The sequence below is a fragment of the Desulfosporosinus fructosivorans genome, assembly GCF_004766045.1.
Classification (GTDB): Bacteria; Bacillota; Desulfitobacteriia; order Desulfitobacteriales; family Desulfitobacteriaceae; genus Desulfosporosinus; species Desulfosporosinus fructosivorans.
This window is the reverse complement of sequence record NZ_SPQQ01000001.1, coordinates 110,426-130,794: the sequence shown is the minus strand read 5'-3', so window position 1 is coordinate 130,794 and position 20,369 is coordinate 110,426. Positions and strand designations below refer to the sequence as shown.

Below are 20,369 nucleotides of genomic sequence, written 5' to 3'. Positions count from 1 at the left end.
GCCCTCTCTTTGAACTAGTTTACCCACTGCACTGCCTCGAACTTACCTATTTTAGTTCTTGGAGCCATTTACTTACAATACTGTCCCAAGAATAATGTTCTTCTACATAACGTCGTCCGTTTTCTCCCATTGACTTTCCCTGATCACTTAACTCATATAGGGAACGGATAGCCTTAGCCATCTCTATAGGATTTTCGGGTTCAACGGTAAGTCCCGCGCCCGCCTCCTTAATCAGCTCTACGGCTTCCCCTTCTCCACTATAAATAACAGGGACCGCACAACCCATAGCTGGAAACATCTTAGAGGGACGAGCCCCTTCAAAGAGCTTTAGCTTCTTTAAAGGTATGATACTTCCGGCAGCTAAGGATAAATAGCGTGGCATGTCTGTCACTGGTTGAAAGCCAAGAAATTGTACATTCGTCAATTTCATCTCTTCTGCCATCACCTCGAGCTTCGGCTTTTCCGTCCCGTCTCCAAGAAAAAGGAAATGATAGTGTGGCTCGGAACTTAAAATTTTTGCAGCCTCCAATATTGTTTCCAGTCCCTGAGCATAACCCATTGTTCCAGTATAGACCAAGACAAATTTATCAATTAGCCCTAGTCTCTCCTTCATCTCCTCATCTGGAGGAAGTGAGCGGAAGAGCTCAAGGTTGACCCCATTCGGTAAAAAGGAGATTTTCTTAGCCGGTATCCCCCGTTTTAACCAGGTATCTCGAATTCCTAAGGTCACTGCGGAAAGTTTCCAGGAACGATTGTAGAGCCAGGTTTCTAAGGCCTCCGTCATGCGAATCATCGTTTTGTTAGTAACCAATCCTAAAGCAACAGCAGATTCAGGCCAGAGGTCTGAGACATTAAACACAAGCTGGGCACGTTTAATCCGACTTCCGAGTACGGCGGTCATCCCCAGAAACAAAGGGGGGGACTCGACGAACAGGACATCACAGGGACCTGCCTTTAAAATTCCCCATAAAGAGGAAAAGGTAAACGAAAAGTAGTTTAAAAGACGTTTCCAAAAATGCCCCCGTTGCACGGGATAAACCCATGTCCGGTAGACAGTTAACCCTTCTACTTCATCCTTCATAGACCAGTATCCTCGATACTTTTCTGGAATAATCCCGGAGGGATGATTAGGAAATGCAGTGACGACAACAACTTCATGCCCCTGTCGTTGTAAGCCTTTTGCCAGTTCTTTGAGCCGAACCTGGGCAGCCCCGGTTTCTGGGGGGAAGTATTGGGTTAAGATCAAAAAACGCATTAATTTCAGTCCTTTCTAAGAGGAAGCAGTGGGTGTTTCGGTCTTAACGTTCCAGCGCAGTTACGAATTGCTCAGCGGCGTGACCATCCCCAAAAATACTTGGACGATCATCTGGAGGGGTAAACGACTCGACCGCATCTAGAATTTTTCCTTCATCTGCGCCAGTTAAGCGGTTCCAGCCCACTTCGACTGTTTCGACCCACTCTGTTTCATCCCGCATAGTGATACAAGGGACACCAGCAAAGTAGGCTTCTTTCTGGACCCCACCAGAATCGGTAACTAATTTCAAAGCGTGTGCTTCAAGTGTAATCATATCGAGATAACCGACAGGTTCTATGACTTTAACCTGTTCAAGAAGGGAATTAAGCCCCAATTCTTGTACAATTTTGCGGGTTCGTGGATGGAGGGGTAGGACAACGGGTTGGGAAATTTGAGATACTGCTTTTAGAATTTGGGTCAAACGTGTCGGATCATCAGTGTTTTCCGCACGATGAATGGTACAGAGGATAAAGGACTTAGAGGTCAAGCCAAGTGTCTGGAGAATGTTTGACTTTTCCTTGGCCAACTCGAGGTTATAAAGAAAAGCATCATTCATAACATCCCCGTTTTTATAGACTCCTGCCGTTATCCCCTCTGCAGTCAGGTTCTTCACTGCTGTTTCAGTCGGGCAAAAAAGCCAGCTGGAAAGATGGTCAGTCAGCACTCGATTAATCTCTTCCGGCATTCTGCGATTGAAACTTCGCAGCCCCGCTTCGATATGGATCACTGGGATATGAAGTTTCGACGCAGCCAAAGCCCCCGCTAGGGTAGAGTTTGTGTCTCCATAGACCAAAAGGGCATCCGGATTTTCCGTTATCAGTACTTCCTCGACTTGTTCAAGAATTGCCCCAGTTTGGGCACCATGTCGTCCTGATCCGATTCCTAAATTATAATCAGGTCGAGGAATGTGTAGCTCCTCAAAAAAAATTTCAGACATGTTGGCATCATAGTGCTGTCCGGTATGGATCAGGATTTCCTGATGCTGGGTTCTCAGTACCCGGGAAACTGCTGCTGCCTTAATAAATTGGGGTCTAGCCCCTATAACGGTTGCAATTTTCATAGTATATCAATATCCTTTCCAGTTTTCTCGTTGCTTATTTGAGAGACTGAGATAAGCATTGCCCAGAGTATCCAAAGTAAAGGCTCCTCGTATAAACGCCCTTCCCCTTGCGCGCTGATGAAAACCGCTATGACCCCGGCAACAATACTAGCACTCAGGAAACGTAGGCGTTCGCTGCTAACCGTGCGGGAAATATCCCACCCTCTCTGGATAGTCTTACCAAAAAGGAAGAAAAGGACCGTAAAACCTACTAACCCGGTTTCTGCCAACACGGTGACGACGGCAGTGTGAGACAGGGAAACATAAAAGGTAGAGTAGGGATTAAAATAGGGATAGATCGTTGTAAAGGCAAGTCCAAAGCCTCCTACTCCAACACCAACCAATGGATGATCCCTGACCATAGCCATTCCCGATCGCCACAGGTACTCTCGGATTCCTCCGGAGGCACTCAATAAGCCAGTGCGTAAGCTTTCAAAACGAGCCATGATGACAGGATTTAAAACAGCAGCCGCAACAACGGCGAGCACCATAAGCACCATGGCGGAAAGTGTCAACTTGCGCCGGGGGATGAGAACCACAAATATCAGCGATGCAACCCCTAAAGCCAGAATTCCTCCGCGTGATCCAGTGATTCCCAAGGCTGCACCTTGTAGCATAATAGCGCCAAGTGGCACAAGGCGCGCTAACCAGGAAGTGCGCCGTTCGAGTTCTGCCACTGAAAATAAGAAGGTGACCACCAGGAAACGGCCAAGAATATTTGGATCGGCGAAAGTGGCGTTGGCGCGTCGGTTAATAACAACGGCTGGGGTCGCACTAAAAAAGTATTGCGCCGTAAGATACTCTCCAATGGCAATCAAGCCTAGAACACTGCCTAGAGCAATTAGAATATATCCTAAACGCTGCAGATCTCTTTCATCTTGAATATACGTTACGGCCAGGTAGAGGGTGATAATCAAGGAAAGCAAGCGTATGGTTTCCGCAAACGAATGGGCAGGTGCAATAGAAAAGGCCGTTGAAAGCAAGTAAACGCCTAGAAGCATGATCGGAAGCCACAAGAGGGCATCTGTCTTAAGACGTTTCCAAACCTTGAATTTATCTTTCAGGGGTGACCAGTAGTATCTTTGACTCTGCCAAAGGTCACTTAGCCAACGCAGGCCGAGTACCACTTGGGAAAGCCGAAAAAAGTCCAATATCGAGACGTTGAAGCCGGCTACTCGCTCGGGTAAGCTGTAGGCTGGTATAAACATTTTTGACACCTCAAGAGGGAATGTGACGATGAGGACTGCCGGAAGCCATCTAGGACGTTTTACCGCAATCCAGACAACCGCCCAAAGATATCCCAGGGTTATCAACGTTGATGGATAATAGATCCAGCGGAGGATCATATATAGCCACAATAGCGTAACGAGGACTTCGAGAATTAGGAGCCAACGGTTTTCATCGCTCCAGCTTTTCTTATTGGGGTTTGTCTCGCTTCGATTAATCGTCTTCATCTTGGCCCTTCCTTCCCCTCGACACCCATTTATTACTGGCTTGCTTAATAAAGGACGTCATTTCTCTAATATCCTCTCGCGTAAAAATCAAAACAGTTATGAGCCTTTCTCCGCTTTCACGGCGATAAAAGGCATAGTTCAGAGCAAAGAGTGATAGGTAAACCAAACTCGAGGCGATGGAAGCTCCTATAATGCCCCAGAGTGGGATGAGTGTAAAATCGAGGATCAAAGTGAGTACGACCGTGATACCGGAGGAATAACTCGAGTAAATAGGCTTCCCACGGGCCATTAAATCGCCTGAAAGCACTACGGACCCGCTCAATGCCACAATTCCTGGCAGTAATAACAGCAACGGATAATAGGCCCCACTAAAGCGGGCCCCAAAGAAGAGCAGGATTAATGGGTAAGCGATTAAGGCCATTCCAAGCGCAGCAAGAAAGGTCAGCATTAAGGTTAAGCGCGTAACTTTCGGAGTTAGAGAGAATGTAAGACTGTCTTTCCCCGAAGCAAGTTTGGGAATTAAGGCGGTATTGACCGCATTGCCCAAGTACCCAACCATTTCGGCGAGGGTCACTGCCGTAGCGTAAAGGCCTACCTGAGATAAGGGTAAAAAGCCAGTGATAATAAAAAGATCGAGACGATAGTTGATGACCATCATCACATTGGCTAAGTAGGACTTAGCCCCATAGCTCAGAGTTTGCCGTATGTACGACGTGCTAAAGGTGTGGAAACGCCAGCGGACAATTTTGGCCATATCTGGGAGCATGTAAAGTGTGGTCAAAATATTACCAGCCACCCAGATTCCAAAACCCGTGGTCACTGTTAGACGATGAAAGGCCGCTGCAACCGCTACACCTAGAGAGAGTACGATGAATTGGATCATCAAGGCCAGGTTGTATTTGCCGATAGAGTCCATTCCCCAAAGCACACTCAACCAATACAAATTAAGCAGTCCGAATGGTATTGCCAGCAGAATAAGCCGAAGTTGCAGGGGGGTTACCGCCTGCATGTACCCATCTTTTAAAAAATGGTAACTCACGCCGACACCTACGACCATCACTGTGCTTAAGATAATTGCCATGGCTAGTGAACTTCCCACAGCCTTTTTTCCATCTTCAGGATCTTTGGCAATATAGTAGGTATTGGCATAATTTAACCCTAAGCTGCACAGCGGTACTAACACGGTAGGGATCTGAACGAGAAAGGTGTATAATCCCTTTCCCACGGGGCCCAATACCCGGGAGATGACGATTTGACTTACCATGGAAAAAACAACCCGTCCGATCGTTCCTAAGAGGGTTAAAAAACTATTGCGAATAAAGCTCATGGTGTCTTACCATCATCCGACTTCTCCGCCAAGACATTCGGGTCCACGGTCTCTCTTGTCACGGCAATACTTGAAGGGAATACGGAAGAATAGTGAACTTCGAGGACATTTCCAATTTTCACCAGTTCCTTCTGTTCTTTAGTCAAATAAAACGTCCAAGTATATTTGGCATTTGTTTTAGGAGACAAGGTTATATAATAAGGATATTTTTCGAAATCGAAGTTTCTTTCCAGTTCCAGCCCTTTGATCTTGGTTGTTAGCCAAAGATCACTTATGAAGCCCTTGGCTACTTTTTGGGTATTGGCAACTGGTTCGACAACACTCTCCCCAGGTGAGTGATAGTCTACATGAACGCTGTTTAAAGTTTTAAGAGTTGTCAATTTGGAGTTATCTACAATAAAGCGCTGAACAGTGTCGTCTGTTAAAGAGTGCACAACACAGTAGAATTGGTCATTATTTTTCGGGGAAATTCTCTCTAAAGAAATAATTTCCCCATCCATTGTCTTCTTCTCTGGAGAGATGGTTGTCATATACGATGTGTAGTTGTCGACTCCAACCCATTCTACCTTTTGGCCAGGGATTGGCGTAGTCGCTGGGGTAACGAAGGATATCAGGTTTTTTCTGCCCTGTGGTGTATCTACCTCATATACCGTACCAACGAAGAAGAAATGCCTCACATCAACAAGCTGGCCTTGACCGATCTTTAATTCACCGTTAATAAAACGGGTAGCCCCACTCTGTGCTTCCTGGATTTCTTTTTCTGTAAACGGCCCTTTAACTTGTCCGTAGGCCATAAAGGAGCCTAGCAGTACTAGCAGAAAGAGACCGATCAGAATAAAATTACCCGGGCGAAACACCCCTAACTTCCTGACTTTATTTTCCACAATATACCCCTTTGATTACGTCGCATATTTCTTCTTGGGCTGCTCGCGACAGCTCCGGATAAGCTGGAATGGCAAGCGCTTCTTGACAGGCCTTCTCTGCAACTGGGAAGTCGCCCTCTTGATATCCTAAGTTATCGAAGGCATGCTGTAAATGCAAGGGGACTGGATAATATACGGCACAAGCAATACCGGCCTTTTTGAGCGCCTCCATAAGTTCTTCGCGACGTAGTGAGCGCAGCACGTAGAGATGATAGATTGACAAGGCCTGCGGATCGCGTCCGGGCAGAATAACTGGGAGGTCTTTCAACAATTCGTCATAAACCTTAGCCTTTTCACGACGAGCTTCATTCCAACCGTCTAGATAACGCAGCTTAACTCGCAAAATCGCAGCTTGAAGCTCATCAAGACGGCTGTTATACCCTATTTCGTCATGATAATATTTCACTTTACATCCATGGAAACGAAGCATCCGGAGTTGCGCGGCTAAGTCTTCGTCATTTGTGACGATCATGCCAGCATCTCCATAAGCTCCTAAATTTTTGGTTGGAAAGAAGCTAAAGGTTGAGGCATGTCCTATTGAACCCGCTTTTTTACCTCCATACTCTGCCCCAATCGCTTGGGCAGCGTCTTCAATGACTTTTAGGTCATGGCGTGCTGCAATTTCCATGATTTTTTCTACATCCAACATCTGACCAAAAATATGTACTGGGATAATTGCTTTTGTTTTAGAGGTTATTTTTCCCTCGAGCTGGGTTATATCCATGTTCAGGGTTACAGGGTCAATATCTACGAAAACTGGCGTTGCTCCAACCTGAGCGATGGTTTCTGCTGACGCGAAAAACGTAAACGGAGTGGTGATCACTTCATCTCCTGGGCCTATGCCGAAGGCCTTCAGCGTCAGCACCAAAGCATCCGTACCGTTGCCTACAGCAACCGCTTCCTTCGTTCCACAGAAAGCAGCAATTTCCTTTTCTAATGTCTTCATTTGTGGGCCTAGAATATAAACTGAAGAATTCAGCACATTTTGAATGGCTTCGTTAATTTCCTCTTTTATCGTCAAATATTGAGCCTGAAGGTCTAGTAGTGGAATACGCATAGTTGATCAATCCTTTCCTAAGTCAATTAGCACGTTCGTGCAAGTCGAAGAACCGTTCCTGAACTTCGTTACTTTTCTGGAGGAAGGAGTTCTTCCTCTGGAACTGCTCTAAGGTCTTTGGCTGGGAAACCTTTTAGGACGCGTTTTTCTGTGGTGTCTTTGGTGATTAAGGCTCCTGCCGCTACGAAGGTTTCTGGGGCTACGTTTATACCTGGTAAAAGGATAGCTCCTCCGCCGACGCGGGCGCCACGCTGAATAGTTGCACCTTTGATTGCTTTAAAGCGTTTTTCGGTACGCCCCATATAGTTGTCATTTGTCGTCGTGACCATAGGTGCTATAAACACTCGTTCTTCAATTTCCATATAGGCGGTAATATACGAACCCGTCTGAATTTTTGTGAACGAGCCAATTTTTGTATCATTTTCTACCGCAACCCCACTACCGATGACTACGTTCTGTCCTATCGAGCATCTCTCTCGCACTAAAGCTCCGTCCCCGATAAAGGCCGAGTCGGCATAGCTTGTCCCTGCATAGAGGACGACCGAGCACCCGATTGTGTACCCATTTCCCATTTGAAGAGGCGACAAATCTGCCTGTGCTTTAACTGTACTCGTAGCTGCAGCTTTTGGCAAACGCCCGATCGAAGAGTTGCTTCCGACAAACCCATCCTCTCCAAGTTCAACTTGCGGATAGATGGTTGTATGATCCCCTATACGAGTACGAGCGCCTAGGTGACCCCTTGCCCCTATACTGACATAGTTTCCAAGCACACTTCCTGCACCTACGCTAGATCCGTCTCCAAGGACACACCCGACTCCCAAAACGACATTTTCCCCGAGCACGACATTTTCTCCGATCACACAGAAAGGTGCGATTGAGGTGCTGGTCGGTACGGTGGCACTGGGGGCGATCATCTGATAACTCATTAATAGCTCCTCCTTAGTCTTCGAAGGTCTTCTTGCCAGCTTCGTTCTTATCAGCATCACGGGGAGTTTGATTTACAAAAGAGAACGACTTAAGCGAGTAGCTTACCAAACTTCGTGAAAAGCCGGCAGCGGAGACGAGTTGGAAACAAGGATGTTTCCAACCGGCAACTGAGCCAAGGATGGCGAATTGCCGGGCACTCGTCGGAGCTGGCGGCTTTTCGCGTTAGTTTGGTCTACGCGGCTTCAGGAGCGAACGTTGTAAATCAAACTCCCCCGTCCTACTCGACAAGTGGAAACACAACTGGCTCCTTCGTCTCCTGGCATTTATAGATAGCTAAGATAATTTCCAGCGCTTTACGCCCTTCTTCTCCTGGGATTGCTGGTTCCTTATCTTCTCGAATCGCATGAATAAGATCTAAAATCAGTTCTCTATGTCCAAAGCCGTAGACGTCCGGCGGATTCCCTTCCTGTCTGGCTAGAATCTCTTTTTTCTCTTCCACGCTGTCTGGTAATTCCCAAACTTCAATTCGGTTAACGGCTATTCCTCCGACGATGACTGATCCTGTTTCACCGAAGACGTTTAGGGTCTCTTCAATGTTAGTTGGATAGATGGTTGAGGCTGCCTCGATAAGTCCGATAGCGCCGCTTTTGAACTTGATAACGGCTGCTCCCATATCCTCCATTTCAATCTTGCGCATAAAGGTAGCCGTATATCCAAAAACAGACTCCACTGGCCCAAAGGTCCATTGTAAAAGGTCGATGTTATGAATGGATTGATTCATGAGTACCCCGCCGTCTTGGAGTTTAGTCCCGCGCCAAGGGGCCTGAGTATAGTAATTATCATTTCGATTCCAGCGAACGGTGGCCTGTCCATGAGTTAATTTACCAAAGCGGCCATCTTCTAAGGCTGTGCGCAGGAGTTTAATGGAGTCGTTAAAACGGTTCTGATGTATGACTCCTAATTTAACGCCGGCTTTGTGGCAAGCCTCTATCATTTGATCAGCAGTTTTCAAAGTCATAGCCATTGGCTTTTCGACCAGTAAATGTTTGCCTGCTTCTGCTGCTGCAATCCCGATTTCGGCATGTATTCCACTCGGAGTTGCTATGGTGACGACATCAATGTCGTCCCTCTTGAGCATTTCCATATAATCTGTGTAGGGCTCTGCTCCATATTTATCGGCAAAGGCTTGAGCTAGCTCTGGCACAATATCGCAGACTGCGACGAGTTCTGCCTCAGGAAGAGCTAATATCGACTCCGCATGTTTCGGGGCAATTCTCCCGCATCCAATGATCGCAAACCGAATCTTTCTTTCTTCGTTCATGTTCATCAACAACTCTTTTCTTTTTTCTTAAAATAATTCACTTCAAGAGACTTCCACTTCTATAAAAGCGGCTCCTCCCGACAAATGTTTTAAAATGAGATGGGATATCGTCTCAGGTATATAGGTTTAAGGGGAATCTGCCGATTCCCCTTAAACACGTTTTCTCTATAAGTCTCGACTATCGCAATAAAAACGTGCTTTAAATTTTAACAATCTTATTACGATTTTCTAGGACGTTTTTGGTGGCATTGCGGGTATCCACTACGAGCTGGGCCTTGGCAACAACACGTGAATAATCAATATCACTATGATCTGTGAGAATCACTACACCATCTGCGGCTGCAAGTACCTCATCCGTTAAAGGTACACTCTCTAGGTGGAGAGTACTGCCACCGTGCGGCTCAATGACTGGAATAAATGGGTCATGATACGTGATATTCGCGCCCTGTTTACGCAAGAGTTCTATAATCTTTAGAGCTGGGGATTCGCGCATATCGTCGATGTCTTTTTTGTAGGCTACGCCGAGAACGAATATTTTAGAGTCCTTTAAACTCTTGTTTTCGCTATTTAGCGCACGAACTACTTTATTGACAACATAATATGAAACCTCTACGTTAATTTCTCCGGCAAGTTCTATGAAACGAGTATGGAAATCATATTCTCGTGCTTTCCAAGTGAGGTAGAATGGATCAATGGGTATACAGTGCCCACCTACACCCGGTCCTGGATAGAAGGTTTGGATGCCAAACGGTTTTGTTCCTGCGGCTTCAACAACTTCCCAAATATCAATCCCCATTCGGTCACAGAGCATCATTAATTCGTTGACCATAGCGATGTTGACAGCCCTGTAGGTGTTTTCAAAGACTTTGGTCAGCTCGGCAGCGGCAGGTGAAGAAACTGGAACGACATTAGTGATCGTTTGGATATATAAAGCATATGCGATCTCTAGGCAAACTGGAGTCATCCCTCCAACCACTTTAGAGGTGTTTTTCGTGCTAAAGCGTTTGTTACCTGGATCGACACGTTCCGGTGAGAAAGCGAGGAAGAAGTCCTTACCCACCTTAAGTCCTGCCTGTTCCAATAAGGGCAGAATAACATCCTCGGTAGTTCCTGGATAAGTCGTGCTCTCTAAGGTGATTAATTGTCCAGGATGGAGATACTTTACAATTGTTTCTGTGGAGATTCTAATGTAAGAAATGTCTGGATCACGAGTAACGGTTAGGGGTGTGGGGACACATATAATTACAACATCACATTCGGCTAGTCGGGAGAAATCCGTTGTTGCAACCAAAAAGCCTTTGTGCACCACATTTTGAAGATCTTCGTCTAAAACGTCTCCAATGTAGTTATCCGCTGCATTGACGCGTCCAACACGTTCGGCATTAATATCAAACCCAATCACGGGGAATCCGACCTTGCCTTTTTCTACGGCTAGGGGGAGTCCTACATACCCTAAACCGATTACTCCAATTTTTGCTTCGTGCTTTAGTATTTTTTCCTTAAGAGCAGCAGCGACAACGTCTTCGCTGGTAATTACGTTCTTAACGGTTATCATTTAATAACTCTCCTCCTTATTGATTGGCTACTACTTTTGTGTCCTTCTGACGAAAGGTCGGAATGACGGTCTGCAATAATTCAATGACTTCATCTCGCGTCAAATAACTTCCACGCTCTCGAACGATATGCGTTAGCTCTTCAAGGAGTTTAACGTCAATAACGTTCGGTTTCGCTACGAAAATTCGGCTGTGTTTAGTTGAGGTGATTCCTTCTTCGGCCGTTAATAATTCCTCAAAAAGTTTTTCGCCCGGCCTAATTCCAGTAAATTGTATCTTAATATCGACATCAGGTTCGAAGCCCGAGAGCCGAATCAAGTCTTTTGCCAGATCCACAATCTTTACAGGTTTCCCCATATCTAAAATAAAGATTTCGCCACCCTTGGCCATGGCCCCTGCTTGAATGACTAATTGGGCCGCTTCCGGGATCGTCATAAAATAGCGCACCATGTCAGGGTGTGTTACGGTTACTGGACCACCTTTGGCGATCTGTCTCTTGAACGTCGGGATGACGCTTCCGCTGCTTCCTAAGACATTTCCGAACCGAACCGCGACAAACTTAGTTTTGGAACGACGATCTAGGCTTTGAATCAATAATTCTACGGTTCGTTTGGTTGCTCCCATTACGCTTGTTGGGTTGACTGCTTTATCTGTGGAGATCGAGACAAAGGTTTTCACTCTTATTTTATCGGCTGCTTCTGCCAAGTTTTGTGAACCAATTAGATTATTTTTCAGGGCTTCTTCAGGATTTCGTTCCATTAAGGGGACATGTTTATGTGCTGCAGCGTGGAAGACAACACCAGGCTTGTATCTTCTAAAAATAAGGTCCACTTTCTGACGATCTTTAATATCCAATATTTCCGTTATGTAGTCGATTCCTGGGTGCTCGGCACGTAACTCCTGTTCGATATCAAAGATGCTGTTTTCTCCATGTCCAAGTAAGACAAGTTTCCCTGGATTAAACCTAGCAATCTGACGGCAAATTTCCGAGCCAATAGAGCCTCCCGCACCAGTAATAAATACCGTCTCTCCGGCAACATAACCCGCTACTTCTTCTAGATCCACACAAACAGGGTCTCGACCCAACAAATCCTCCACTTGAATCTGTCGAATCGGGTTGACATTCATATCTCCGCTAATAATGTCATAGACACCGGGCATAATTTTAAGCTCGACTCCAACTTTTTCACATATTTCCACGATTTCACGCACGGAATCCCCTGAGGCAGAAGGCATAGCAATAATAACTTCATCTATATTATAACCGTTTACAATGCGGACAATGTCCTTACGTGTACCTAAAACTGGAATGCCAAGTAATTGTAATTTTTGTTTTGAATGATTATCATCAATAAAACCAATCGGCCGCCCATCTCGATAATTGCGATTTTTCAATTCTCGAGCTGCTAAGACACCTGCGTCGCCGGCCCCAACAATAAGTACCTGCTTCTTCGTACCAGGAACGTGGCGGTCATACGTGTTTTCTTGTAAGATTCGCCATATAAAGCGCGAGCCTCCAATTAAAAACACCATAGCAAGCCAGAGAAGCACTGCAGCCGTGTGTGGCATTCTAATATAAGTTAAAGTAGCCGCATTCATTAAACCGTAAAGATAAACCGCCGCCACAGTTCCGCCCGTTCCGACGCTTACTGCATACACAATTGAGAGTAACTCCCCTGTACTTGCATACTGCCAAAGCCGATTATATAGCCCGAAAACATGAAAGACTGCGATATACAAAATAGTTGCGATTACTGCTGTAACATAGTATGTATGGTAATATTCTAAAAAAGCGCCTTCACCGAAGGACTCTAACCGCAAATAAAAACTGCCGAATGCTGCCAGGTTGATTAACATAGCATCAATCAGCATTAAAAATAACGTCCGTTTCCGTAATATCACTTAGCTCAGCCCCTTCTCGTTCCCACCTGTGCGTAAACTTTATCGTTCTAAAGTTTACTACAACTTACTAGGATTTACAACACTCACCTGTGAAGCAAGGCACTAACAATCAAATTTTGTCATATTCTAATCTTACTTTTTGGGTTCCTACGACCGATGATATAGTAACTATACGGGACGTAACTAAGCAGCCTTACAACCAAATAGCTGAAAACGACGGTTGTTACAAACACGATCGGATAAAATGCCCAATTGTTATAATCGATAGCATTGTTTTTGAGGATCTTTATGGCATATTGATTGAAGAAAATGTGGATTAAATATATACCAAAGGAGTAATCCCCAATTCTATAGATCACTTTTGCAAGGAGACTCCTTTTTTCTACAAGGCTTGTTGCAAGATTTAATAACAATAAAAAGGTTGTGATTCTTAGAACAGGATAAATAAGTTCTGAACCGATAAAAAAGTAGGCTGGTATAGAATAATAATCATAACCCGTCTTTAAGCCAATAATTATGAAAAAACTAGCTCCGATGGTTAAGGCCAAAGACGTTATTAAGTAGACTAGAGTTAGGTGCTTAGAAGCCTTCGTTAATTGATTGGAATTGGAATCAAAATAATCGACAATATAAATACCTAATCCAAAATAGAACAAGAACGACATAAAATTCAGCTTAATGAAAGGAAAAGAAGACGAGTGTAAACCAACCATCCATAGGATCTGCATTATTAACAACATGGCAATCATAACTTCTGCTCTGTCGATGCGTTTGCAAAGATCGTAGATTTTAATGATGATCGGATAGAGAATATATAACTGGATTATTATTGAAAAGAACCATAGATGATAAGAGGCATTAGCATGAACGAGATTATTCAGCAAGAGAGCGAGATTTGCGCTTAGTGGGTTACCTTGCATAACTGCCCAATTATTAAATAGTGTATATAGTATAGAAAATATCAGGTATTGAGGAATAATCGAGCGTATTCTCTTTTTGTAAAACTCTGTTAATGAAAAGTTCGAACGATAGTTCCTTGCTAAGACAACCCCTGATATTAAAATAAACAAGGGTACTGCAAACTGGGAAAATACATCTGTCCATAAATTCACTATTACTAAGGTGCTATAACTCTTAATTTCTGTGAAATAGCCTGTTGTATGTATAGCTATGACTGCTAAGACGCCAAATCCTCTTAAATAATTAATTTCCTCAATGGTTTTATGGGCCATATGAACTATTTTCTTTTGATCCATGTTCTGCCTATTCCCTTCTTAATAGCACGCCTAGCCCTTGGAACTGTGAACTGGTTCAACATAAAGTTGAACATCGATATTTGGAGAAACATTCTGACCATGTTCCTTGCTGATAAATAGTTCTGCATAAATTAGGTCTACATAATAGTTACAACGGACCCTACTACGAAGTTTTATATTTTTCAGTTCACCGACATAATTCTATCATACCCCTTCGTTTTCGCAAATAGAAAACTTGTCTAGTCTAACCCATCCCTACAAGATCTGGTCACGATGGCCGTTCTTATACAACAAAAAAACTGTTAGATATACTTTCTGCCCTATCACGAAAAAAGACTACCTTGTCGTTAATCAGAAATAAAATACCCTATAGCGTAGACTTTTTTAACTGTCTACGCTATAGGGTAACTTTTAAAATCGACGGTAGTCCTCTTATCATCCAACCGTGAGACTCCCACTTTGAGGGAGTGGTACCCCCTTGATCCGCTTTTAGTGGGGGTAGCTTTCTCCTTCGCCGCTAAGTGTTCCTTTTGGGATAGGCGGTTCGACGAAACCATCCACACGAGGGTTTCGTCACCGAAGTCTTGATATTCAACTTTAGTTGAACGAATTTACTACTGGATTGAGTTCTCTCCTGTGATCAGCCAGCGCGTATTTTGTTTTAGCATATTAACGCGGACCTGAACGATTTGTTCATGTTCTTCTCCAATGGAGGTTTCATCTGCCAGGTTATAATCCCTTGCTTTGTAACGGTAATCCACTCGAAGTGTGGCAGTATTTGCATCTGAGCTTTCCAAATCAATCTGGTCAAAGGTTATTTGGGTGACATTTAAACCTACGCCTTGAGCCAAAAATTCCTCCGCTCGTCGTGCATGTTTTTCCAATAATTCTCCCGTATAGGCTTTGGCTAGTTTGAGACGAAAAGTATTCATATCCGCTGATTTCCAAGCCCCAAAGAAAATACCGATATCCTGCTTATAGTCTGCTACGATTTGTTGTTCTGCCTGATCTAAGACTGTATCTGGATTAGCATTATACAAGGCTGCATTTGTATCGGAAAGATGATCCTGAATCATGTTCGGGGATGGTAGGGTTTGCGTTGAGTCGTTTACCGTTCCGGTGACCGTTTGAATGTTCTCTTTACCACGCAATTTGGAGATAAACGACCCTGGAGAACCTGGATTGGCGAGCATAGATACACCTAGCGTACCAACTATTACACCAAGACCTAAAGCAATTGCTCCAAATAACAAATTCATTTTACGCATAAAGACCAAAATCTCCTTCAACTGGTTTTTATTACTAGCTTGACCAGCAAAAGTGGATTTTAAACCTAATTGAATTATTGAAACCTATTTTGGGCATGCTTCCAAAAAGTATTGTAACTGAAAGTTATACTTTCTGACGAGTATAAAAAAGATCGAGGCCTGTCCCAATAGGGCAGGCCTCGATCTTTTTATTCAGTTTTTCTAGACGAGAAACACAACAACTAAATTATTATTCGACCTTGATACATACAAGGTCTCATATTCACCTTAACATAGTTGCCTATTCAGTTATCCGAGACTTTTAATCCATACCATCATTCCTCAAATTTCACATTGGGAATTTATTTTAAATCTAGGGAATTTATGCTCTAGCTAAGCAATATTTTCGCTGATTGTCTAATTATTCCAACGTTCAATAAGTACAAGAGCCATCGTGCACCTGGGAAACAATTCAGTGTGAATAAATTGCGCAAATAATACTCCATCTTAACTTCGTTTCATTCCTACGCTCAATGCATTAGTATAATAAACTGAATTATGTCCGTTTGGTTGCAAACGGCGTCGCTCCGTATATTTTTGAACTCAGATCATTACGCATAAGGTGCGTATCAAAATCATGAATCCCTTGGTGGAATTGTTCAATCCGCGTTTTATCCTTTGAGTCAAAGGCGTCGCTTCCGCTGTTCAAAAGCACATCCAGGTAACTTGTGAATGTGACTGCTTTGGAAGCATTCGTTTCATTCTTCAACTGCTTGTCCAAGAGCGTTTTATGAAACACAATATACTTTTTAATGTCCTGCTCGTTCATCTGCGGACCCGCGGCTGGTCCATAGAGATAACCGTCTACGTATTGGTGAATGTTCCAAGCACTACCAAAGACTAATGATTTGGCATCATTGCTTAAGGCGGTCTCACCAAAGAACATTGCAACAGACGGTGCCATGTCTAATAGCTTCTCATCTGGTTCCCTATATTTACTTTTGGAACCAGTGTCTCCTTGTGGAGGTGCAGTAATGGTAGTGGCTGGAGTAACTGCTGTCTTAACTGTTCCAGTTGTCTCAGGTGGAGCTATACCGTTTGGCACCGTGCCATTTGCTCCGTTGATCACGGTGGCTCCGCTCGGATCAACGGGTGGGGATTGAATGACTACCTGGTCAGTGATGGCACTTTGTTGCCTAAAAACCTTCCAGACGCTTGGGCCATAGACCCCAGCAGCAACGACAGCACCGGCCAGTACTAACGTCCCTGCTAAAGTCACAATCCTCTTTTTGTCCATAGGTATCAGTGGTTTCATTGGTCTCTTCCCTCCTTAAATTTTATTTATGCTACGTTAGCATTTTACCAATTTTTAGGAGAAAAGAGTGTCGTATTTGCTGTAAGGCTTAGATCATTTTCCGTCATCTGTTTTCGAGATATGCTATAACAAGCTTTCAGTCCATGAATTTCGCGAAGATAAAACAGCATGTCCAAAATATATTTCGGTCATTCTAGCTCTTTGTTTCAGAATTCCGGACCAATACCTGCAGATAATTCATGAGTTTCTCAGAAAGATCTCCCCGGCGCAGGGCATATTCGATGGTCGCTTCTACAAATCCCAACTTGTCTCCGACATCATACCTACGACCTTCGAATTCATACGCAAGAATTTCCTGATACAGACCAAGCTCCTTAATTCCATCGGTGAGTTGAATTTCTCCACCTTTTCCTGGCGGAAGGACGCTCAAAATATCAAATATGTCTGGATTTAAAATATAACGTCCCATTATAGCTAAGTGAGTTTTTGGAGCATCTTCTGGACGGGGTTTCTCCACCATATTCTTGGCACGATAAAGCCGATCAGCAAACTTTTCGCCATCCACAATCCCGTATTTAGATGTATCCTTCAAAGGGACTTCCTGAACCCCTACAATACTGGCTCCATAGCGCTCGTATTGATTCATCATTTGACGCAATGCTGGCACTTCAGAGTAGATGACATCATCCCCTAAGAGAACTGCAAACGGCTCATCTCCAATAAATTTCCGGGCACTATAGATCGCATGCCCCAAGCCTAATGCTTCTTTTTGCCTGACATAATATATATCCGCCATCCTGGCAATATCCTGTACTAAATCTAGCAGTTCGTCTTTGGCATTTTTCTCTAAGAAGGCTTCTAGTTCCATCGAGCGGTCAAAGTGGTCTTCGATAGCCCGCTTATTGCGACCTGTAACAATGATAATGTCCTCGATGCCAGATTTAATCGCCTCTTCCACGATATATTGAATCGTTGGTTTATCGACGATAGGCAACATCTCTTTAGGTTGAGCCTTTGTTGCTGGCAAAAAACGAGTGCCCAGGCCCGCGGCCGGAATCACAGCTTTACGGATTTTACGCATTCCTTTTCTCCCTTCTAACAATAATTAAAGACTTCTATAGCCACCTTATTATTCTGTACTTTACTGGATCTATGCAAAATTGCTAAATTTAATTCTATAATAAATGTAATAAATTTGCAAAAAAGCAAGGGTAATATGCCCTTGCTTTCCATAATATCCCTGTCTTCAAAATGTATCTTCTAGTTTCGTATAACCATACTAAAGCCATGAAAACATTCAAACGCTTCTTAATCTACGGTATTCTTGGCCTTATCCTTGAGGTCATATATACGGGTTTGGCCTCCCTCCTCAAAGGAGATTTCAGAATGCAAGGGTTTACATTCTTGGTGATGATGCCCATTTATGGGCTATCAATCTTTCTTGAACCCTTACATAACTACTTACGGCCTTTCCCTTGGTGGACTCGAGGCCTAGTATATTTAGCCACGATCTGGATGATTGAATATTCTAGTGGTGTTATTTTGGCGGAAGCCTTAGGTGATTGTCCCTGGCAGTACTGTGACAGATTAAGCATTAGTGGGTATATTACCCTGCGTATGGCCCCCGAATGGTTCCTAGCGGGCTTAGGTTTTGAAGTCCTTCATGATTTCTTAGACGAGTTGCCTTTCGAAATTTGATTCGGTAGTTCACAGTTTAAAGTGGTCGACTAACTCCTTCAGATTTCTCGCTAATACATTTAAGTTTTCGGCGGAGGCAAATAATTCTTCGATCGAGGCGTTTTGTTCCTCTGCTGCAGCAGCTGTGGTTTGTGTGCCAGCAGAAGTAGATTCAGCCTGATGCACAACGGTTTGCATGCCAACTTTTATTTGTTCTCCGTCCCGCTGTACTTTCTGTATGGTGTTTTCAATGTCAATAGCTAATCCAGCACTTTCTTCGACAGACTCAAGGATTATGTTAAATTGATGGGAAATCTCTTTTAAGTGAGCACTGCCTTGATTGACACTCTCCACACTAGTTTTCATCTCTCGATGCGCACTCCTAGAAGCCTGTTGCATTTCCTCCACTCTTTGGGAAATATTAATTAAGCTTGTTTGGACTTGTTCCGCAAGCTTGCGGACTTCTTCGGCCACCACCGCAAACCCTCGTCCGCTCTCTCCAGCACGCGCGGCCTCAATCGCCGCGTTTAACGCTAAGAGATTTGTTTGTTGGGCAATGTTATCAATGATTTGAACTGTTTGAGCGATCTCTTCTGACTTTTCATCCACATCTCCAATTACTTTGCTTAGACTGTGAACGTGACTCTCTATTTCATCCATTTGTTTGACCACTTGTCCGAGTGCCACATTACCACTTAGAGAAAGCTCAGCAGAGTTCTTCGAGGCAAGACTTACTTTTTCCGCACGTTGTTCAGTTTGGTTCAGCTGATCAATCACCTGACTCATTCGATCATAGTTTCTTGTCATTTCCTGAACTTGCAATTGAGCATCCGTCGCAATAGCACTGGCAGATGTAGCTACTTGTTCAGAGGATTGTGACGATTGTTCGGCGCCAAGACGCATTTCTTGAGCAGTTCGGACCAATCTATCTGACGTTTCGGCTACGTTCGTCATGATATCTCTCAAGGAAACTACCATGTCACTAAAGGCCTTCTGCAACTCGACTCCTTCACGGTTCCAAGCTTTCCAAGGGGCTTTTTTCTTGCGAGCAATATCCCCTGAGGCAATTTCGTTGGCATTGAGCACTGTATCATACATCATCTTGCTGAGAGCTCGACTCAAAAGCCAGCCGATGAGGACGCTGACTAGCATATCAATCACAACAAGAATGATCGAAAGTTTTGAAGCCTTGGTAAAGATTTGGTTTGTTTTTTCCGTGCTGTTAATCTGTACCTTCTCCATTTTAGAGTCAACCATCTTTTGGAGTATGTCCCCTGCTAACTGGTTTTTGGTCCCAGCTAAGCCGTACATATTAGACAAGGATTCGTCCATGCGACCATCTTCCGCGTTTTGAATTGTTATTTGAGAGGCCACCACATAGTCATTCCAGGCAACTTTAAACTCTTTCCAGTCGGCATCTTCTTCAACTGATCTCTGTATTGCTTCAAATCTGCCCATATGCACGATCATGGCATCCTTTTTTTGTTCAATTTGAGCCATAAAGGTCTGACGTTCTTCAGGAGTACGTGCACTAACTGCTAATACAACATTTGACCTATAGGCCTGGGAATCAAAATGCATTTGTGAGAGTTGATTCATAGGTATCACATCTTGTTGATAAACCTGATTCGAGGTGTCATGCATCTGAGACATCCCATAGATCCCGATGGCTCCGACAAAGCCCGCTGCCAAGGCAATGAACAGCATCAAGGCCGTGACTTGTAATTTAAGGCTCCAATTTTTCAAACTCAACTCTTTCACTCCTCGCCATGTGGAATCTATCTGAATTTACATTATTCTACATAAAAATTAAATTTCCTGTATAAAATTATCTGTTTATAAAATAAACAGCCTTTTCCCCGACGGTCAGCAGAAAGAAGGAAACTCAATATATTCCCATCATGTACACTTATCTGAAAGTGAACTGGTTCATTTAATAATTAGTATCTCTCCATTTGTAGAAGTGGGAATCTCCCGCTTGGAATTAGGACTATACTCCTAAATCTTAAACCTGGGA

The 20,369-nt window shown here is 43.9% G+C and carries 16 protein-coding genes; 1 reads left to right on the top strand and 15 read right to left on the bottom strand.

Annotated features, from left to right (window positions below):
* Window positions 1-46: 46 nt before the first annotated feature.
* The 14 genes from E4K67_RS00585 to galU form a co-directional block, all read right to left on the bottom strand.
* On the bottom strand, window positions 47-1,255 hold the full coding sequence (locus E4K67_RS00585; RefSeq protein ID WP_135544487.1) for a glycosyltransferase family 4 protein: 1,209 nt from the start codon (window positions 1,253-1,255) through the stop codon (window positions 47-49).
* A gap of 43 nt (window positions 1,256-1,298) precedes the next feature.
* Window positions 1,299-2,354 carry a non-hydrolyzing UDP-N-acetylglucosamine 2-epimerase gene (gene wecB / locus E4K67_RS00580; protein ID WP_135544486.1) on the bottom strand — a complete coding sequence of 352 codons (1,056 nt, stop codon included), beginning with the start codon at window positions 2,352-2,354 and terminating at the stop codon, window positions 1,299-1,301.
* Window positions 2,351-3,847 carry an O-antigen ligase family protein gene (locus E4K67_RS00575; protein WP_135544485.1) on the bottom strand — a complete coding sequence of 499 codons (1,497 nt, stop codon included), beginning with the start codon at window positions 3,845-3,847 and terminating at the stop codon, window positions 2,351-2,353. The genes wecB and E4K67_RS00575 overlap by 4 nt, the downstream gene beginning before the upstream one ends.
* On the bottom strand, window positions 3,834-5,174 hold the full coding sequence (locus E4K67_RS00570; RefSeq protein WP_135544484.1) for a flippase: 1,341 nt from the start codon (window positions 5,172-5,174) through the stop codon (window positions 3,834-3,836). Before E4K67_RS00570 ends, E4K67_RS00575 begins: the two co-directional genes overlap by 14 nt.
* The gene (locus E4K67_RS00565; protein ID WP_135544483.1) at window positions 5,171-6,058 is read right to left on the bottom strand and encodes a hypothetical protein; all 888 of its coding nucleotides are present in this window, start codon (window positions 6,056-6,058) and stop codon (window positions 5,171-5,173) included. Before E4K67_RS00565 ends, E4K67_RS00570 begins: the two co-directional genes overlap by 4 nt.
* Window positions 6,048-7,154, bottom strand: a complete 1,107-nt coding sequence (locus tag E4K67_RS00560; RefSeq protein WP_135544482.1) for a DegT/DnrJ/EryC1/StrS family aminotransferase — start codon at window positions 7,152-7,154, stop codon at window positions 6,048-6,050. The genes E4K67_RS00565 and E4K67_RS00560 overlap by 11 nt, the downstream gene beginning before the upstream one ends.
* Window positions 7,155-7,222: 68 nt before the next feature.
* Window positions 7,223-8,080, bottom strand: coding sequence for an N-acetyltransferase (locus E4K67_RS00555; protein WP_135544481.1), 858 nt, complete (start codon window positions 8,078-8,080; stop codon window positions 7,223-7,225).
* A gap of 278 nt (window positions 8,081-8,358) precedes the next feature.
* Entirely contained in the window at window positions 8,359-9,402 is a 1,044-nt protein-coding gene (locus E4K67_RS00550) for a Gfo/Idh/MocA family protein (RefSeq protein WP_135544480.1), read from the bottom strand.
* Between the two features lie 199 nt (window positions 9,403-9,601).
* Entirely contained in the window at window positions 9,602-10,957 is a 1,356-nt protein-coding gene (locus E4K67_RS00545) for a nucleotide sugar dehydrogenase (RefSeq protein ID WP_135544479.1), read from the bottom strand.
* A gap of 16 nt (window positions 10,958-10,973) precedes the next feature.
* Window positions 10,974-12,857 carry a polysaccharide biosynthesis protein gene (locus E4K67_RS00540; protein WP_135544478.1) on the bottom strand — a complete coding sequence of 628 codons (1,884 nt, stop codon included), beginning with the start codon at window positions 12,855-12,857 and terminating at the stop codon, window positions 10,974-10,976.
* A gap of 119 nt (window positions 12,858-12,976) precedes the next feature.
* On the bottom strand, window positions 12,977-14,113 hold the full coding sequence (locus E4K67_RS00535; protein WP_135544477.1) for an acyltransferase: 1,137 nt from the start codon (window positions 14,111-14,113) through the stop codon (window positions 12,977-12,979).
* A 614-nt stretch (window positions 14,114-14,727) separates the two neighbouring features.
* The gene (locus E4K67_RS00530) at window positions 14,728-15,381 is read right to left on the bottom strand and encodes a hypothetical protein (protein WP_135544476.1); all 654 of its coding nucleotides are present in this window, start codon (window positions 15,379-15,381) and stop codon (window positions 14,728-14,730) included.
* Between the two features lie 535 nt (window positions 15,382-15,916).
* Complete coding sequence (locus E4K67_RS00525) at window positions 15,917-16,675, bottom strand: hypothetical protein (protein ID WP_420841510.1); 759 nt, start codon at window positions 16,673-16,675, stop codon at window positions 15,917-15,919.
* A gap of 193 nt (window positions 16,676-16,868) precedes the next feature.
* Window positions 16,869-17,756, bottom strand: coding sequence for a UTP--glucose-1-phosphate uridylyltransferase GalU (gene galU / locus E4K67_RS00520; protein WP_135544475.1), 888 nt, complete (start codon window positions 17,754-17,756; stop codon window positions 16,869-16,871).
* Window positions 17,757-17,926: 170 nt separating this feature from the next.
* On the opposite strand from galU, the gene E4K67_RS00515 reads away from it, so the two are divergent.
* Window positions 17,927-18,373, top strand: coding sequence for a putative ABC transporter permease (locus E4K67_RS00515; protein WP_338031809.1), 447 nt, complete (start codon window positions 17,927-17,929; stop codon window positions 18,371-18,373).
* 9 nt (window positions 18,374-18,382) lie between these two features.
* On the opposite strand, the gene E4K67_RS00510 is transcribed toward E4K67_RS00515, so the two are convergent.
* Entirely contained in the window at window positions 18,383-20,113 is a 1,731-nt protein-coding gene (locus E4K67_RS00510; protein ID WP_243454284.1) for a methyl-accepting chemotaxis protein, read from the bottom strand.
* Between the last annotated feature and the right edge of the window lie 256 nt (window positions 20,114-20,369).

What these genes read in the sequence shown, in the direction of transcription:
- E4K67_RS00585 (WP_135544487.1), bottom strand. Translation starts at nt 1,255, where the DNA reads ATGCGTTTTTTGATCTTAACCCAATACTTCCCCCCAGAAACCGGGGCT.
- wecB (WP_135544486.1), bottom strand. Translation starts at nt 2,354, where the DNA reads ATGAAAATTGCAACCGTTATAGGGGCTAGACCCCAATTTATTAAGGCA.
- E4K67_RS00575 (WP_135544485.1), bottom strand. Translation starts at nt 3,847, where the DNA reads ATGAAGACGATTAATCGAAGCGAGACAAACCCCAATAAGAAAAGCTGG.
- E4K67_RS00570 (WP_135544484.1), bottom strand. Translation starts at nt 5,174, where the DNA reads ATGAGCTTTATTCGCAATAGTTTTTTAACCCTCTTAGGAACGATCGGA.
- E4K67_RS00560 (WP_135544482.1), bottom strand. Translation starts at nt 7,154, where the DNA reads ATGCGTATTCCACTACTAGACCTTCAGGCTCAATATTTGACGATAAAA.
- E4K67_RS00555 (WP_135544481.1), bottom strand. Translation starts at nt 8,080, where the DNA reads ATGAGTTATCAGATGATCGCCCCCAGTGCCACCGTACCGACCAGCACC.
- E4K67_RS00550 (WP_135544480.1), bottom strand. Translation starts at nt 9,402, where the DNA reads ATGAACGAAGAAAGAAAGATTCGGTTTGCGATCATTGGATGCGGGAGA.
- E4K67_RS00545 (WP_135544479.1), bottom strand. Translation starts at nt 10,957, where the DNA reads ATGATAACCGTTAAGAACGTAATTACCAGCGAAGACGTTGTCGCTGCT.
- E4K67_RS00535 (WP_135544477.1), bottom strand. Translation starts at nt 14,113, where the DNA reads ATGGATCAAAAGAAAATAGTTCATATGGCCCATAAAACCATTGAGGAA.
- E4K67_RS00530 (WP_135544476.1), bottom strand. Translation starts at nt 15,381, where the DNA reads ATGCGTAAAATGAATTTGTTATTTGGAGCAATTGCTTTAGGTCTTGGT.
- E4K67_RS00525 (WP_420841510.1), bottom strand. Translation starts at nt 16,675, where the DNA reads ATGAAACCACTGATACCTATGGACAAAAAGAGGATTGTGACTTTAGCA.
- galU (WP_135544475.1), bottom strand. Translation starts at nt 17,756, where the DNA reads ATGCGTAAAATCCGTAAAGCTGTGATTCCGGCCGCGGGCCTGGGCACT.
- E4K67_RS00515 (WP_338031809.1), top strand. Translation starts at nt 17,927, where the DNA reads ATGTATCTTCTAGTTTCGTATAACCATACTAAAGCCATGAAAACATTC.